The organism is Neisseria sp. P0021.S007 (assembly GCF_051956855.1).
The window spans coordinates 517,828-534,743 of record NZ_JBQCXA010000001.1 but is presented as its reverse complement, the minus strand read 5'-3'; the positions used below and the strand labels follow the sequence as shown (position 1 = coordinate 534,743).

The following is a 16,916-nucleotide window of genomic DNA, read 5'->3' as shown; positions in this document are numbered from 1 at the left end:
CCGTCTGAAAACAGATTTTCAGACGGCCTTTTCTTATGTTTAAAAATTAAAATTCATCTTGAGCCCAACGCGTAGAACGCAAAATGCTGGAATCCACATCTTGAATATTGCGATAACCAGTAAATGCCATGGAAATATCCATTTCTTTATACAGGATTTCCAGCGCACGGGTTACGCCTTCTTCACCATACGCACCCAAACCATACAGAAACGCCCGACCAATCATCGTACCTTTCGCACCCAAAGCCCAAGCCTTCAAAATATCCTGACCGCTGCGGATACCACTGTCCATCCAAACCTCGATATCGCTGCCAACTGCGCTGACCACATCAGGCAAAGCTTTAATGGCGGACACGGTATCGTCAAGCTGACGGCCACCATGATTGGAAACGACCAATGCGTCCGCGCCGCTTTTCGCTGCCTTTTCCGCATCTTCAGGCTCCATAATGCCTTTGATAATCAGCTTGCCGCCCCACAAATCTTTAATGCGCGCCACATCATCCCAGCTCAGGCGCGGGTCGAATTGTTCGGAAGTCCACGAAGACAGCGAAGACAAATCGCCCACGTTTTTCGCATGACCGACAATATTGCGGAAGGTGCGACGTTCCGTGTTCAGCATTTTCATACACCATTCCGGTTTGGTCGCCAAATTGATTAAATTGGCAATGGTTGGTTTCGGCGGCGCGGACAGGCCGTTTTTGATGTCTTTGTGGCGTTGACCCAAGACCTGCAAATCAGCGGTCAATACCAAAGCCGAACATTTGGCATCCTTCGCACGCTTAATCAGGTTTTCCATAAACTCGCGGTCGCGCATCACATAAAGCTGAAACCAAAACGGCGCGCTGGTGTTTTCAGCCACATCCTCAATCGAACAAATGGACATGGTCGACAGCGTAAACGGAATACCAAATTTTTCCGCCGCACGCGCCGCCAAAATTTCACCGTCGGCGTGCGCCATACCCGTGAAACCTGTTGGCGCAATCGCTACCGGCATTTTCACATCCTGCCCAATCATTTTGGTTTCGAGACTGCGCCCCTCCATATTAACCAATACCTTTTGGCGGAAACGGATGTCTTTAAAATCCGAAGTGTTTTCACGATAAGTGGTTTCCGTCCAAGAGCCTGAGTCAATATAGTCATAAAACATACGCGGCATTTTACGTTTGGCAACAAGGCGCAAGTCTTCGATACAGGTTATTTTGCTTAAATTACATTTCATTGTCGATTGCCTCTGTTAAGGTAAAGATGGATGGTCAAGGCCGTCTGAACATTTCAAACACCTCATTATTTTACTCCATCAAAACAACTAAATTTTAAGAATAATTTTGATAATCTATATCAGTATCAATATTAAATCAAAACATTTTAACCCTGATATTTGTAGGGTTGATAGCCTTTTTTCAGACGGCCTTAAGTCCAAATTACAGAAAAATAAGGAAAATATTTTCCGATTTAAAAATCAGCCCATGCCACCATTTAAACAAACAATCAAACCGAACCGCCACATACTTGACTGAAACACTCAGATATTAGACAATTCCCCTACTAATAAAAACGCCCCACACAGGCAACCACACCATGAGACTGACTACCAAAGGGCGATTTGCAGTAACCGCCATGATAGATTTGGCGATGAACGCGCAAACCGGCGCTGTCAAACTCAGTGCCATCAGCGAACGACAAAGCATATCGCTGTCCTACCTCGAACAATTATTCAGCAAGCTGCGCCGTGCCGGATTGGTTGAAAGCCTACGCGGCCCAGGCGGAGGCTATATCCTTGCCGCACCCGCCGAGCAAATCAATATTGCACAAATCATCTCCGCAGCCGAAGACCGACTGGATGCCACACAATGCGGCAGCAAAGCAAACTGCCACCACGGTGCCCCCTGTCTGACCCATGACCTTTGGGAAAACTTAAACAAAACCATCAATGATTACCTCAGCAGCGTTACGCTGCAAAGCATCATTGAACAAAAAAACTGCAGCGACAGCAGTCATGTCGTTACTTTTACACACATTCATTAAACCGACTTGCGGCAAAGACCGCAGGCAGATGACCAAACGAAAGAGCAAACCATGACCGTCAAAACCCCCGTATACCTCGACTACGCCGCCACCACTCCCGTTGACCGCCGCGTTGCCGAAAAAATGATTCCCTACCTGTCCGATATTTTCGGCAACCCAGCCTCCAACAGCCACAGCTTCGGCTGGGAAGCAGAAGAAGCCGTAGAAAAAGCACGTGCAGACATCGCAGCCCTGATTAACGCCGACTCTAAAGAAATCGTTTTTACCAGCGGCGCAACCGAATCCAACAACCTCGCCATTAAAGGCGCGGCGCACTTCTACAAATCCAAAGGCAACCACCTCATTACCGTGAAAACCGAGCACAAAGCCGTGCTTGACACCATGCGTGAACTCGAACGCCAAGGTTATGAAGTAACTTATCTGGACGTACAAGAAAACGGTTTGGTTGACTTAGACGTGCTGAAAGCCGCTATCCGCGAAGACACCATCCTCGTTTCCGTAATGTGGGTAAACAACGAAATCGGCGTAGTTCAAGATATTCCTGCCATTGGCGAAATCTGCCGCGAACGCAAAATCATTTTCCACGTTGACGCAGCACAAGCATGCGGCAAAGTGCCTGTCGACGTTGAAGCCGCCAAAGTTGATTTGCTGTCTATGTCCGGCCACAAAGTATACGGCCCTAAAGGCATCGGCGCCCTGTATGTACGCCGTAAACCACGCGTCCGCCTCGAAGCCCAAATGCACGGCGGCGGCCACGAACGCGGCTTCCGCAGCGGCACCCTGCCCACCCACCAAATCGTCGGCATGGGCGAAGCCTTCCGCATCGCCAAAGAAGAACTCGAGCAAGACATGGCGCACTACCTGAAACTGCGCGATATCTTCCTCAAAGGTATCGAAGGCATCGAAGAAGTCTACATCAACGGTGACCTCGAACACCGCGCTCCAAACAACCTGAACGTCAGCTTCAACTTCGTCGAAGGCGAAAGCCTGATTATGGCAGTCAAAGAACTCGCCGTATCCAGCGGCTCCGCCTGTACTTCTGCCAGTCTCGAACCAAGCTACGTCCTGCGCGCACTCGGCCGTAACGACGAATTGGCGCACTCTTCCCTGCGCATCACCTTCGGCCGCATGACCACTGAAGAAGAAGTCCAATTCGCAGCAGAACTGATTAAATCCAAAATCGGCAAACTGCGCGAACTGTCTCCGCTGTGGGAAATGTTTAAAGAAGGTATCGATTTGAACTCGATTGAATGGGCGGCGCATTAATCAAGAGAAAAGGTCGTCTGAAAAATCCACAAGGCCTTTACCTTTTCAGACGACCTCATCAAGAAAAATACTAAAAATGACGATAATAAAAAATAAAATACGCCACTTACTTTCTTGTCTGATTCTATGCTCGGCCCCGCTGGTTTCAGCACAGACACAATCTGATTGGTCAACTATATTCAAATCATTTGAAAATGGCTGCCAATTCGATAAACATTTGGAAAACCTGTTGGATCCATTTAGTGATGTAAGCTATGACTGGAACGATAAAGACTCTAAATATCAAAACCTGCGTTTGAATTATCCCAATAGAGTCAAGCTGCCAAAGGCTTACCGTGATCTTGCGCACCCTCCGATGACTTTGCACCGCACGGAATTTAGTGAAGATGGAAAACCGTTTATTCTTGATCAAACCCGTTTGAAACTCAGCGGTACTTACTATGGCTTGCCTGTGGTTCATATCAGCCAGACGTTCCAAGTAGAAACCGCAGGTTACAGTTACACCCGTTTATTGTTGGATGTACCTTTGGGACAGGCACGCAAGGTGTTAAAAGGAAAATACCGCCCTATTCGAAAATACAGTTTGATTTTAGAAGAATACGAAACCCTGCAAGCAAAACTAAAACCGATTAATGTTAACGGAAAACCCCAAACAATTTTAGAATGTGCCTTTATAAATGGCTGATAAAACAACTGTAATAGATAATCAACTTAGACATTAAAAAGGACGTCTGAAACTCTAAAAATATACCTTTTCAGACGACCTAAAAGCCACAATCTTCAAATTAAGGATACAAACCCATGGACGAACAAGAACTCGACCTCGACAATCTCGACAACCTGCTCGAAGATTTTGACGGCGTTACCGTAGAAGGCGGCGTTGATTCAGAGAATGATGACGGCTGCGAAGGCGGCGCGTGCAAAATCTAAACTTCAGGCCGTCTGAATATTCGTAAACAAACCATTTACACCACTAAAAACACAAAGGAAACCACATCATGGCATACAGCGATAAAGTAATCGACCACTACGAAAACCCCCGCAACGTCGGTACTTTCGACAAAAACGACGAATCTGTCGGTACCGGCATGGTCGGTGCACCGGCCTGCGGTGACGTAATGCGTCTGCAAATCAAAGTAAACAATGAGGGTATTATCGAAGATGCAAAATTTAAAACTTACGGCTGCGGCTCTGCTATCGCTTCTTCCAGCCTGATTACCGAGTGGGTAAAAGGCAAAAGCTTGGATGACGCGCTGGCAATCAAAAACAGCGAAATCGCCGAAGAATTGGAGCTGCCGCCGGTAAAAATCCACTGCTCCATCTTGGCTGAAGATGCGGTAAAAGCAGCCGTTGCCGACTATCGCAAACGTCAGGAAAACAAATAACCTTGTTTGCCAGATACTTAGTTTGCAGACATTAATGTCTAAATCGGCTTGATAGGCCCAACTTGCCATATAAGTGCGCCAGTACCTGCAAAATCAAAGAAGACGATATGCCTTTTACCGATGAAGAAATCCAATCCCTACTTGCTGTCAAAGGAATAGGTAAAACCATATTGCAGCGTTTGCAGCAAATGGGATTGATGATATTGCCACTCTGGAGGTTGCGGATTTAGACGATATTTTGGAACAGGGCGCACAATTAACCGGCTCAACCTGTTGGAAAAATAGTCCGCAGGCCAAAGCTGCCATTACTGCCGCAATAGAGTGGGCAAAACAGCGTTTTCAGACGGCCTGATAGTTCAAGAGGCCATCTGAAATAAAAAAGCAGACAAAACAGAAAATGATTGCGAAATGAGGAAAAAAGCATGATTACCATCACAGAAAACGCAGCCAAACACATCAACAGCTACCTGACCAAACGCGGTAAAGGTTTGGGCGTGCGCTTGGGTGTGAAAACCAGCGGCTGCTCAGGCATGGCATACAACCTTGAATTTGTCGATGAAGTGAACGAGGATGACCTGATTTTTGAAGAACACGGCGCACGCGTTTATATCGATCCGAAAAGCTTGGTTTATCTAGACGGCACGCAAGTCGATTACACCAAAGAAGGATTACAGGAAGGTTTCAAATTTGAAAACCCAAACGTTAAAGATTCCTGCGGCTGTGGCGAGAGCTTCCACGTTTAAAATATCAAAAATAGCGAGAAAGTATCAAAACCATCCCGCCATTTTTTGGCTTCTTGCCTATTATAGCTACCCTTGCCTTTTCTTTTTCGTTCTACTTTGTGTCGGAACAAATCAGATTTGACTAAGGCTTTTAAGGCATTGTCTCGTATTTTGCCTTTATTGTGTTGCACCTTACCGGTCATATTGTTTTCCTTTCGTATAAACAGTTTCTGGATTATATCGTAAAATAATCCTCTTCTTTAGATTTTTTCCTTTGATATCATGTCTCAATACTTCAACCTCTTTCAGCTTGAGCCATCTTTCAATATTGATACCGAAGCACTCGAACAGATCTATCGAGCTTTAGCTGCCCGTTTTCATCCCGATAAATTTGCTTCTGCTTCAGCTTTTGAGCAGAAACAAGCCGTTATGATGTCTTCTACAATTAATGACGCCTACCGCACATTAAAAAGCCCTATTGATCGAGCCGCTTATCTCTTGAAAAGCCAAAATATCGATGCTGATGCACCTGAACACACTTCGTTTTCACCAGAATTCCTCATGCAGCAGATGGAATGGCGGGAAACATTGATGGATGCACAAATGGAACAAAACCATGATGCCATCCGAGCGCTGGATCAAGAAATCCAAGAAGTACAAAGCAACCTATATCAAGATTTACAACAAGCATTTGAACAACAGGATTATGAATCGGCCGCACAATGGGTACGGCATGGCCGCTTTCTTAATAAACTTCGCAATGAAATTGCTTCAATCTTATAAAGTACATATGCTGCTGCATTTGCCTAAGTTTTATTATGGCAAATGATTTTATATGTAAAACAAAAACCGTATCAGATTTATCTGATACGGTTTTCTTATATTAACTACCTATTAGCGTTTTTTACCAGTAACAGTAGCAACAGCCAGGTTTTCATTACGTTTCAGAGAAACACTTTCAACACCTTCTGGCAATTTGATGTCTGACAAGTGCAGAATGTCGCCAGCAACTACAGATGCACAATCCAACTCCAAGAAAGCAGGAATGTTTGCAGGCAAAGCAACTACTTCAACAGAAGTGTTCAACAGAGATACGCGGCCACCTTGCAATTTAACAGCTTGAGAGTTTTCAGCGTTAACAATGTGCAGAGGAACGCGGATGCGTACAGGTTGATCAGCTTTTACAGCTTGGAAGTCGATGTGTTGAACTTCGCGACGGAATGGGTGCATTTGGAAGTCACGCACGATAACGTCTTTAGTTTCACCGTTCAAAGACAGTTTAATCAAAGCAGTATGGAAAGATTCTTTTTCCAATGCGTAGAATACAGTTTTGTGGTCTACAGCGATAGCAACAGGCTCTTGACCTTCACCATACAGAATGCCAGGGATTTGGCCTTCGCGACGCAGGCGGCGGCTCGCACCAGTGCCTTGGGCTTCGCGAACAGAGGCTTGAATTTCGTAAGTCATGTTTAATACTCCAATTTAGATAAAATCGTCGTCATCGGCCGCGACCAGCTTAAGACGACATCGGGTTATGGCAGCAACATGCCGCCAATCATCACATCTTCATTGAAAAGATATGAGACGGATTCTTCATTGCTAATACGGCGTACCGTTTCAGCCAGCAAACCGGCAATGGTAACTTGACGGATGCGTTCACATTTTTTAGCTGCTTCAGACAACGGAATCGTATCTGTCACAACTACTTGGTCAATTTCGGAAGAAGCAATTCGATTCACTGCTTCACCGGAGAATACTGCATGGCTAGCGTATGCCAGTACACGTTCTGCACCGCGCTCTTTCAGGGCTACAGCCGCTTTACACAAGGTGTTTGCCGTATCGATCATATCATCTACGATCAAGCAAGTACGGCCTTGAATATCGCCAATGATATTCATCACTTCAGCCACGTTGGCTTTAGGACGGCGTTTATCGATAATGGCCAAATCAGCATTTAAAGATTTAGCAACAGCACGTGCACGTACAACACCACCGATATCAGGACTGACAACAGTCAGATTGTCGATACGTTGTTGTTTAATGTCGTTCAACAAAATCGGGGTAGCGTAAATATTATCTACCGGAATATCAAAGAAACCTTGAATTTGGTCGGCATGCAAGTCAACAGTCAATACGCGGTCGATACCTGCGGAGTACAACATATTCGCTACCAATTTAGCAGAAATCGGTACACGAACAGAGCGAGGACGACGATCTTGACGCGCATAGCCAAAGTAAGGAATCGCGGCAGTAATACGACCGGCAGAAGCACGTTTGAGTGCATCGGCCATAGTCAAAATTTCCATCAGGTTATCATTGGTTGGCGCGCAGGTAGGTTGCAAAATAAACACATCGCGACCACGCACATTTTCCAACAATTCAATGGCTACTTCGCCATCAGAGAATTTGGAAACGGTGGCTTCACCGAGTGAAATATCCAAATGTTTGACAACACGTTGTGCCAATTCCGGATTTGCATTACCGGTAAACACCATTAAACTGTCATAAGCAGCCATATCTTCACCTGATTCTAGATTTGATTTACGCTCAGAAAACATTACGCTTCCCTTTGCCCTATGTCTAAGACACTAATTATGCGATTATACGCGTAAAGACGGGTAAAAAAAAGTTTTTCAGCGTTATTGCGCTCTGAGCATAAAAAAGCGTGTAAGAAAACTTACACGCTTTTATTTGGCTGGGGAGGAAGGATTCGAACCTTCGCATGCTGGAATCAAAATCCAGTGTCTTAACCGCTTGACGACTCCCCAATAAAGGGTGTTGGCTGGGGAGGAAGGATTCGAACCTTCGCATGCTGGAATCAAAATCCAGTGTCTTAACCGCTTGACGACTCCCCAACAAAGGGTTTGGCTGGGGAGGAAGGATTCGAACCTTCGCATGCTGGAATCAAAATCCAGTGTCTTAACCGCTTGACGACTCCCCAACTTACTAAATCATATGAAACAGCGGATGAATATCTAACCCTTCCACACAATAAGCTTCATATGATTGAGAAACCTGTTGGTAAATTGTATTTGCTTCTTGATGAGATTCACTTGCTATAAACAAACAAGCCCCAGAACCGGTCATTAATGCATGACCATATTGGGATAACTCAACATAAGCCTTCCAAACTTCAGGATATTCCTGAAATACAACCGCCTGCATATCATTTTGAAACGGCTGTAACGATTGGAAAGTCGGCATTATGCTGGGTTTGGAATCCCGTGTCAAGCCTTCATGTGCAAAAATTTTAACTGTTGCCACATGGACGGGGGGCTTAACGATAACATACCATTGTTTAGGGACATCTATTTCAGCCAGCTTCTCACCCACACCTTTGGCAAAAGCACTTCTGCCAAAAATAAAAAAAGGAACATCTGCACCAAGACTTACGCCTAAATCAATCAGTTGCTGCCTACTCAAACCGCATTGCCACCATTGGTTTAAAACCATTAAAACCGTGGCTGCATCAGAGCTTCCGCCGCCCAATCCGCCTCCGGTTGGAATCACTTTATCCAACCAGATTTCGACACCGTGCGCTACGCTTGCATATGGCAGTAATAATTTAGCCGCCCGATAAGTTAAGTCTTGCTCAGGTTCAAGCCCTTCGACCGGCGTATGCAGAATAATCTGCCCATCAGTACGGATTTTCAGATGAACGGTATCATATAAGCCGATCAAACAGAAAATACTTTCCAAATTATGATAACCATCGCTCCTGCGGCCGGTAATCCTCAAATCCAAATTTAATTTAGCCGGCGCAGGAAAGGCTTGGATTTCCTCTGAAACAGACATGGCATCCTCTATTTGCGTGCTGCGCATCGGGTTTGTCCATTCTTATCCAAAGAGTGGTTTACCGTGTCAAACACCAAGCGGATATTAAACTTGGCATTTTCAAGTTGAAGCGTTTTGGGCTGTCCTGAACTATTTAAAGTGCGCGATATCGTCCAGTCAAACTGCTCCAGACGTCCATCAGGCAGGATTTTGTATGGCGCATTGGCAACGCGTTTACCATCTGCCCAAATATGCAAATATTGTACCGGCAAAGCAAAGCCCAAAAGCTGTCTGCTCAATTCCTCAGCAGTTTCCGCCTGATAAACCTTACCCTTACTGTCTACCGCCAATACACCTTCACTGTCTTGACACAGCTGGCCTACGGTATTGCCCAATGGGGTATTCACATCAATGGTTTGAACCGCGTTCTGATAAGTCCAATCGAAATTGGCATAAGAGCCTTTTCCTTCCACTTTGACAGCCAAACGACCGTCTGCGCTAAAATCCTGCACCTGCTCTGCTGCTTGCCAACTGTTTTGCTGAGGTAAGTTTGGCTGCGCACAGGCAGCTAAAAGCAATAAGGCTGCAACCGATGATAATCGTTTTAAATTCATGGATATTCCTTCATAGACCGTCTGAAATCAAACGCTTTCAGACGGCCTTTGGGTTTTATTTGTGTTTTTGAGTATGCGGTTTGCTGGGCGTTATACCGAATTTGGACATTGTCTCTTTTAATACTCGGAGATTGCTTCCACGTTTCAAGCCGTCATTCCAGATTTCTTTGGCCTTGTCTTGGTCTCCAAGCGTCCATAGGACTTCGCCCAAATGTGCGGCGACTTCGGCTTCAGGTTCTTTTCCATAGGCATATTGGATATACGGCAAAGCCATTTGGGCATCGCTTTTAAGATAATATGCCCAGCCTACACTATCATTAATGGCTGCGCTTTCCGGATCCATTTGATAGGCCATCTGAACCATTTTGAAAGCCTCGTCCAAATCCTTGCCGTTGGACAGCAAGGTATAGCCCAAAGCATTCCAACCATGCGGATTGTCCGGATACAACTCAACAACTCGGCGCAAATCGGCAATCGCCTTGCCTGGCTGATTCAGCTTCTCATACACCATCGAACGCTGATACAGCACATTGGCAAGCAGCTCCGGAGAAGCTTGGGTTTTCAAGGATTTTTCGGTGGAATTTACCAAGCTGTTCAAAGCGTTCAACGATTCTTGAAGATTGGTATTTTTAGACAATACGAACAAAGCCGTACTCAACAAATCCTTAACTTCAAAATAACGTCCTCTTTGCTCGGGCATTTTTTGTGCGCGTTGTACCAAAGCCCAAGCCTCTTTATGGTTGCCCTGTTTGGCTTCGATAGAAGCAGCCAAAATGGTTTTATCAAACGTATAAGCCGTAGCCGTTACCTTATCCAGCCATTGTTTGGCTTTGGCCAATTCTTCTACATCATTATATGAAACCGCACCAATCAACGCTGCACGGCTGCGCTGCTCTTCCGTGCCAGCTTTATAAGCCTTTTCCAGATAGCTGTTTACCGCAGAAATATTTTCTGTCTTGCTCGCTGACAATAAGGCAGCCTGAATATACAAATCAGGGTTGGGATTTTCTTCCAATAAAGTCTGCAAACGCTTAAAGGCCTTATCATTTTGACCATGGGCGATCAAATTGGCGATGTCCAATTCCTGCCAAATCGGAGATAAGGTTTTGGTGTCTGTCTCTTTGAAGAAGCCGTCCAAAATATCAGGATGCCGTTGCGCCATCAGCCGCAACGTCACAAAAGTCGGCGGCAAAATTTCGTTGTCCAACTTGGCCAATCGCTGCAATGCCGCAATGGCGTGTTTCTTTTGACCGTCTTTTGCACTAAAAATTGCATCCGCAATCGCCGCTTCTGGAAAGTCTTTATAATTCAAGGCCGTTTTATGCACCTGTTTAACCGCATCGCTGGTCAGATTCGGCTGTTGTGCTGCGGTTTGTGCTAAAAGCAGGAACACGCGCTTTTGCTCATCTTCACTACCGCCGGCAATTACCTTGTCCAATCCGCTCAAATTCTTATCGGCTTTACCCAGCAGCAAATTGCGCAACCAAGTCATACGCTTTTGTGTTTCACCAGGCTCCGGCTCGATTTCGCGCCATTTTTGGTAAATGGCTTCAGCCTGTTCAAATGCGTTTAACGAAACCGCCATCTCCAAAGCGCGTTCGGCCACTTCGGGAGATTTGGTGCGATGCAACGTTAAAATATAAGTAAACAACGCAGAAGCTGCATCACCCTTTTGCAGGGCCAGTTCTGAATTTAACAAAGTGAAAACCTGAGATGTACGGTTTTGTATACCCAACAGACGTATCCGCTCCTGCTCGCGCTCTTCGGGAGAAAAACGGTCGGTACGGCTTTTCTTTTTAATAATCTTAGCCGATTCAAAAACTGCATTTGAATCGCCGGGCGCGGCAAAAGTTTGTGTAACAAACAACATCATGACAGCCGCAGCTGCCACTCGAATACGGGATGGGGAAAACAACATAACTATCCTTTTTGAGAACCTGCCGACATTTTCAGACGGCCTAAGCACTTGCAGAACAGACGCAAAGCTTTATTTATCATTCAGGCATAACTGTAACACACGCACCCTATTTTGTTGACACGGTAACCGTAAACCTTGTGTAATCCTCATCTGCATAAAACGATCAGCGCCAAAAATGAATACCGACCACCTTATCCATTTCCTAACTCAAGCTTCACGCTTCAGCAGCCGTATGCAAGCAGAGCGCAATCAATTAGTTACCACTAAAACGGTCAAAGAAGCAGCCGTTTTGGTCGGCATCGCCTTGCATGAAGGAGCGTGGCAAATTTTACTGACCAAAAGGGCCGAGACCTTAAGGCAACACACCGGACAAATCGCCTTTGCCGGCGGCCGCAAAGATGCCCAAGACGACAGCCTAACGGCAACGGCGTTAAGAGAAGCTTACGAAGAAACCGCCATTCCGATTGCCGCATGGCAGACTTTTGCGCCGCTACCCTTTTATGACACACCTTCCGGCTACCGTGTTACGCCTGTTCCGGCAATTTGCACCCAGCCCGTCAACCCCAAAGCAAATCCCGATGAAGTAGCAGAAATTTTTTATCTGCCTTTGGACTTCACCTTAAACCTGCAAAACTACTCATACCGTCATCTTCATCACAACAATCAAACCCTCGCCCTCCCCGCCCTGCCTTTCCGACACTACGACATCTGGGGGCTGACAGCAATCATCCTATATGGACTGGCAGAACGTTATCAGCAATATTGCCAAGCTTTTAAATAAGGCAAGGCCGTCTGAAAACCAATATTCAGACGGCCTTGTTTGATCAATCCTCTTTATGCAGCTTCTTCATAGCATTCGACAAATTCTCCAAACCATTTCATCTCATCGCGCAGGGCAACCACTTCGCCAATTACCATTAAAGCCGGACGTTCTGCTTCGGCAGCCAACAAGCCCAAATCTTTCAGACGGCCTGTCCGCACGGTTTGATGCGGTAAAGTCCCATTGGAAATCACGGCAACAGGTGTAGAAGGCTGCCTGCCATAAGCCATCAGCTTTTCCGCAATCTCAGCCGCTTTAAGCGTGCCCATATAGATTACCAACGTTTGGCGGCTTAAAGCCAAAGTCTGCCAATCGGGCTGACTGCCCTCGTGTTTGCTGTGGCCGGTTACAAATAAAGCACCTTGGGCACAATCGCGATGGGTTAACGGAATACCGGCATAAGCAGTAGCTCCAAGCGCGGCAGTAATACCCGGCACAATGCGGTAGGCAATCCCGGCCTGATGCAGGGTTTGCACTTCCTCCCCGCCGCGACCGAACACAAAAGGATCGCCGCCTTTCAACCTTACCACACGCTCGCCTTTTTGAGCGTGTTCAACCAATAGACGGTTGGTTTCTTCCTGCTGAACATGGTGCGCACCAGCACGTTTACCCACGCTGATTTTCACCGCATCTTTACGCACCATCGCCAAAATCTCATCCGACACCAAAGCATCGTAAAACACGGTATCCGCAGCCTGTATCGCCTGCAAAGCATGTATGGTCAGCAAGCCCGGATCTCCCGGCCCTGCGCCCACCAAAACCACTTCGCCGCCAAACGGCGTTTCCCGGTTTAACTGCGTGATCAATTCACGTTCTGCCGCCTCGATATTGTTTTGAGCCGCAAAAATACTGAAACGGCTGTCGAACAACTTTTCCCAAAAATAACGGCGTCGTTCGACATGATGAATAGTCTGTTTAACCTTTTCGCGCCATTTACCGGCAATACGCGCCATCGTGCCCGTATGCAGCGGAATCAATGTTTCAATAATCTGCCGCCATTTACGCGCCAATACAGGCGCAGTACCGCCGCTGGATATGGCTATCTTCAATGGCCCCCTATCCACCACGGCAGGCACGATAAACGAACACAAGTCCGCCGTATCCACCGTATTGCACAATTTCACCCGTCGTTCCGCCGCTTCAAAAACACGGCGGTTAAACATGCCATTATCCGTCGCCGCAATAACGAAATACACCTCGTCCAGCATGGCTTCTTCAAACAAGCCACCCAGCCAAACTATTTTCCCTTCAGCCGCCCATTGCTGAAACTGCGGATTCAAAGTTTCCGCAACAACACGCACGCGCGCTCCGGCAGACAACAGGCTTTCCGCCTTACGCTCGGCAACCTTACCCGCACCTGCCAGTAAAACAGGGCGGTTTTTCAAATCGGCAAACAACGGATAATGGCTCATAGTCGTGCTCTTACTTTATCAATGATTGTCCGCCGATATTAAAGGCCGTCTGAAAAAATAGGAAAGAATGGTTTCTGATTTTCTTATGGTGTTTGGTTATATACCTGCAAAAAACCGTCTTTTGAATAACAAAACATTCAGACAGCATTTTTAAATTTCAATCACAAACCGAATTATTTTAGATATTTGCTATCAAACGGGGAACTTATTTTCCGCTCTGCCTACTAAAAAGTCTTAACAATTATTCATATCAACAACTTAAGTGATATTGATTTATTAAGGTAATTTCAAAATATAATATTTAGAAGCGAATATACAGCATGACAACTGAAGCAAAAACAGCCCCTTTACCGACTATTCTCTTTAACAAGGTAGCCTATACCAACGGCGATGATGTTATTCTGAACATCTCCAATGCGACAGACAAAATCACCTCTGTCACCGTCAGCCATTTGGGTACGGAAATCCAAAAATTGGATCATCTGAACTCAACCTCCGTCAAACTCTCTTCCGATATTTTTTCACCCAATTCAGGCTACGTCGTCAAAGTAGAAACCGTTGACAACACCGGCAACCACACCAGCAAAACACTGGGATTGTCTGTCGAAGACGACTGGACTATTTTTCCCCGCTATGGCGTAGTGGCAGGATCTAACGATAATTCGGCAGAACGAAACAACGCCATGACCAATGACCAGCTCGAAGGCTATCAAAACAATATCGATCAGCTGGCACAAATGCACATCAACAATTATTTCTTCTATGATGTGTACGACACAACCTCCAATCCATTTCCAAATGTCAACAGCTTCAAGCAAGAATGGGCGACTTGGGCTGTCGACAACGGCCAACCCAACCCTCCCCAAATCGATACCCTGCTGATTAAAAACCTCGTGAACAAAATTCACGAAAAAGGCGGCAGTGCCATGCTCTACAATATGCTTAACGCCGCCTCCAATGACGAACTCGATAATCCGGCCATCAAAGAAATTTTAAATAATGTCAAACTCTACAATGCCCAAGAGCATTCCAACTTCGGCAAAGCCGGTGCAGAGACCAAAACATCCGTACAACAATTCGTCGATCCTGCCGACAAAAGCTGGCAAAACTATATCGTCAACACCATGATCAAAGCCCTGAAAACAGGCGGCTTTGACGGCTGGCAGGCCGATACCATGGGTGATAACCTCGTTTACAAAATACAAAATGGCCAAAAGACTGAAAACTTCAGAATGTCTGACGGTTATGACGATTTGTCAGCCGCGGCTGCGGAAAAGTTACACGATTACGGTCAAACTTATATGATCAACGACATCAGCACAGGCAGGGCCGATGTCTTATCCACCACCGGCATGGATGTTCCTTACTCAGAAATCTGGCCGCGCGATTTTAAAGATACAGCCGGAAATACCCATTATGAAAACCACAACTATGCCGAGCTTAAACGCTTGGTAGGCCGTCTGTACGATTACAATCACGTTTCCCCGATTATTGCCGCCTATACTCGAAAAGGTACCCACCCGGAAGATAATTCTTCCGAACTCAATCCGGACAACGAATTGCTGGTCGATGCCGTTATCGCAGCGAGTGGCGGCTACCACATGACTGTTGCCGCATTAAACAACCTCCCGGATAAAAACGCACATGGTTTTGGTATTTTGCAAGATCCATACTATCCCGCTCAGACGCTCAAAACCAACGAAACCCTGGCCAAATCAGAATTCAACTATCAACAATTCATTACCGCCTATGAGGAGCTGCTTCGCGGCGAAGGCTTGGTTGAACTCAAAGACAGTCATGCCTCCATCGTAGCATCCGACGGCTATGACATGACTTCCACTTCAGGCGAAGGAGGCAAAGTTTATACATGGACCAAGGCCACCGCAGACGGCGGCCGAGTTGTCCAATTAATCAATCTCGCAGGCCTCGACAAAGACACCAATTGGAACAGCTCCAACCACCACACGCTGAAACTCGACAACCCTAAAGTCAGAATCCCGTTTGATATGGAAATCAGCGCAGAACAGGCCGAGCAAGCCATCGTACAACTGGCTTCCCCCGACTCAGACGATATATCCATGCACACATTGGAATCTTCCGTCATCTATGAAAACGGCAAACCGGTGGCACTGGAAGTCACCGTCCCGAGCCTGGATGTCTGGGATATGCTTTATGTCAGCAATTTAGGGCAGGCAAGCGTCAGCCAAACCTTTGCCGACGGCAAAACCACATTCAACGGCACCCACGCCGACGACCATATCAAAGGTACTGAAAGCGAAGACATCATCTACGGCAACCGGGGTAATGATGAGATTCACGGCGGCAGCGGCAATGACAAATTGTCCGGCGGCACCGGCGACGATGTCATCAACGGCGATGCCGGCAGCGATATTCTCTACGGAGGCGGTGGCAATGACCATCTGAACGGCGGATTAGACAACGACACGCTGTATGGCGGCTCCGGTAACGATACTATGTTGGGCGAAGCAGGCAACGACATCCTTCACGGCGGCGCAGGCAACGACACACTGTTTGGTGGCTTAGGGGACGATATATTGCACGGCGAAGCCGGTAACGATACCTACGTATTCAATCGCGGCGAAGGCCATGACACCATTTTCGACCATCACAGCACAAACGCCATCCAATTCGGCGCTGGCATTTCCCTCTCGGATCTGTCGCTCGAAACGGTCAACGAAAAAGACGGCACGACTTGGAACATCACCATTCGTGGCGAAAACAATCACAACGACCTCATCACCATCGACCACCAATATGCCGACATCCATACCGACGTCCAAGGTCAAAAAATCCCCTCAGTCAGCGAATTCCGCTTTGACGAAGGTACGTTCAACATTGACCAGTTAATGCATATTTTAGGTTAACCATTAAAATATCGAGCATCCCAAAGCCGGACTTTCAAAAAGAGTCCGGCTTTTCTTGCCTGCAACGCCACTTCCATTTTTCAGACGGCCTTTGC

General features: G+C 46.5%; 16 protein-coding genes, 3 tRNA genes and 2 pseudogenes. 10 read left to right on the top strand and 11 right to left on the bottom strand.

Annotation, left to right across the window (positions count from 1 at the left end; all coding sequences use genetic code 11):
* Positions 1-46: 46 nt before the first annotated feature.
* Positions 47-1,219 (bottom strand): alpha-hydroxy acid oxidase, encoded by a 1,173-nt coding sequence (locus tag ACTHUR_RS02550; RefSeq protein WP_049344453.1) that lies wholly within the window; start codon positions 1,217-1,219, stop codon positions 47-49.
* 359 nt (positions 1,220-1,578) lie between these two features.
* Here ACTHUR_RS02550 and iscR point away from each other — a divergent pair, with 359 nt between their 5' ends.
* The 7 genes and pseudogenes from iscR (at position 1,579) to iscA (ending at position 5,419) form a co-directional block, all read left to right on the top strand.
* Entirely contained in the window at positions 1,579-2,025 is a 447-nt protein-coding gene (iscR, locus tag ACTHUR_RS02545; RefSeq protein WP_004519894.1) for a Fe-S cluster assembly transcriptional regulator IscR, read from the top strand.
* Between the two features lie 51 nt (positions 2,026-2,076).
* A complete protein-coding gene (locus ACTHUR_RS02540) occupies positions 2,077-3,291 on the top strand; it encodes an IscS subfamily cysteine desulfurase (protein WP_049335281.1) in 1,215 nt (404 codons plus the stop codon).
* Between the two features lie 217 nt (positions 3,292-3,508).
* Positions 3,509-3,976: a hypothetical protein gene (locus tag ACTHUR_RS02535; protein WP_440366755.1), complete on the top strand. Its 468-nt coding sequence runs from the start codon at positions 3,509-3,511 to the stop codon at positions 3,974-3,976.
* A gap of 116 nt (positions 3,977-4,092) precedes the next feature.
* Complete coding sequence (locus tag ACTHUR_RS02530) at positions 4,093-4,221, top strand: hypothetical protein (RefSeq protein ID WP_004519897.1); 129 nt, start codon at positions 4,093-4,095, stop codon at positions 4,219-4,221.
* A 68-nt stretch (positions 4,222-4,289) separates the two neighbouring features.
* Positions 4,290-4,676, top strand: a complete 387-nt coding sequence (gene iscU / locus ACTHUR_RS02525) for a Fe-S cluster assembly scaffold IscU (protein ID WP_049335285.1) — start codon at positions 4,290-4,292, stop codon at positions 4,674-4,676.
* 107 nt (positions 4,677-4,783) lie between these two features.
* Positions 4,784-5,028, top strand: a pseudogene (locus ACTHUR_RS02520) (recombinase RecA).
* Positions 5,029-5,098: 70 nt separating this feature from the next.
* Entirely contained in the window at positions 5,099-5,419 is a 321-nt protein-coding gene (gene iscA / locus ACTHUR_RS02515) for an iron-sulfur cluster assembly protein IscA (protein WP_003685774.1), read from the top strand.
* Here iscA and ACTHUR_RS02510 read toward each other — a convergent pair.
* A pseudogene (locus tag ACTHUR_RS02510) lies at positions 5,379-5,601 on the bottom strand (alternative ribosome-rescue factor A). The gene iscA and the pseudogene ACTHUR_RS02510 overlap by 41 nt on opposite strands.
* Before the next feature lie 79 nt (positions 5,602-5,680).
* Here ACTHUR_RS02510 and hscB point away from each other — a divergent pair.
* Positions 5,681-6,181, top strand: coding sequence for a Fe-S protein assembly co-chaperone HscB (gene hscB / locus ACTHUR_RS02505; protein ID WP_004519901.1), 501 nt, complete (start codon positions 5,681-5,683; stop codon positions 6,179-6,181).
* Positions 6,182-6,292: 111 nt separating this feature from the next.
* Here the strand turns inward: hscB and ACTHUR_RS02500 are convergent, their stop codons facing one another.
* From ACTHUR_RS02500 to ACTHUR_RS02465, 8 genes are all read right to left on the bottom strand, one after another.
* Positions 6,293-6,865, bottom strand: coding sequence for a 50S ribosomal protein L25/general stress protein Ctc (locus ACTHUR_RS02500; protein ID WP_004519902.1), 573 nt, complete (start codon positions 6,863-6,865; stop codon positions 6,293-6,295).
* A gap of 65 nt (positions 6,866-6,930) precedes the next feature.
* The gene (locus tag ACTHUR_RS02495; RefSeq protein ID WP_100066646.1) at positions 6,931-7,914 is read right to left on the bottom strand and encodes a ribose-phosphate pyrophosphokinase; all 984 of its coding nucleotides are present in this window, start codon (positions 7,912-7,914) and stop codon (positions 6,931-6,933) included.
* Between the two features lie 176 nt (positions 7,915-8,090).
* Positions 8,091-8,166: transfer RNA gene (locus ACTHUR_RS02490), tRNA-Gln, on the bottom strand.
* An 11-nt stretch (positions 8,167-8,177) separates the two neighbouring features.
* Positions 8,178-8,253: transfer RNA gene (locus ACTHUR_RS02485), tRNA-Gln, on the bottom strand.
* A gap of 10 nt (positions 8,254-8,263) precedes the next feature.
* Positions 8,264-8,339 (bottom strand) — tRNA-Gln (locus ACTHUR_RS02480).
* Between the two features lie 5 nt (positions 8,340-8,344).
* Complete coding sequence (gene ispE, locus ACTHUR_RS02475) at positions 8,345-9,193, bottom strand: 4-(cytidine 5'-diphospho)-2-C-methyl-D-erythritol kinase (RefSeq protein WP_039862210.1); 849 nt, start codon at positions 9,191-9,193, stop codon at positions 8,345-8,347.
* An 8-nt stretch (positions 9,194-9,201) separates the two neighbouring features.
* A complete protein-coding gene (gene lolB / locus ACTHUR_RS02470) occupies positions 9,202-9,786 on the bottom strand; it encodes a lipoprotein insertase outer membrane protein LolB (protein WP_004519905.1) in 585 nt (194 codons plus the stop codon).
* A 55-nt stretch (positions 9,787-9,841) separates the two neighbouring features.
* Positions 9,842-11,704 (bottom strand): tetratricopeptide repeat protein, encoded by a 1,863-nt coding sequence (locus tag ACTHUR_RS02465; RefSeq protein WP_004519906.1) that lies wholly within the window; start codon positions 11,702-11,704, stop codon positions 9,842-9,844.
* A 175-nt stretch (positions 11,705-11,879) separates the two neighbouring features.
* Between ACTHUR_RS02465 and ACTHUR_RS02460 the strand changes: the two genes are divergently transcribed.
* Positions 11,880-12,485, top strand: a complete 606-nt coding sequence (locus ACTHUR_RS02460; protein WP_049336772.1) for a CoA pyrophosphatase — start codon at positions 11,880-11,882, stop codon at positions 12,483-12,485.
* 53 nt (positions 12,486-12,538) lie between these two features.
* Here the strand turns inward: ACTHUR_RS02460 and cysG are convergent, their stop codons facing one another.
* Positions 12,539-13,936, bottom strand: a complete 1,398-nt coding sequence (gene cysG, locus ACTHUR_RS02455) for a siroheme synthase CysG (protein ID WP_004519908.1) — start codon at positions 13,934-13,936, stop codon at positions 12,539-12,541.
* Between the two features lie 320 nt (positions 13,937-14,256).
* Here cysG and ACTHUR_RS02450 point away from each other — a divergent pair, with 320 nt between their 5' ends.
* Positions 14,257-16,821: a glycoside hydrolase family 66 protein gene (locus ACTHUR_RS02450; protein WP_004519910.1), complete on the top strand. Its 2,565-nt coding sequence runs from the start codon at positions 14,257-14,259 to the stop codon at positions 16,819-16,821.
* Positions 16,822-16,916: the final 95 nt, after the last annotated feature.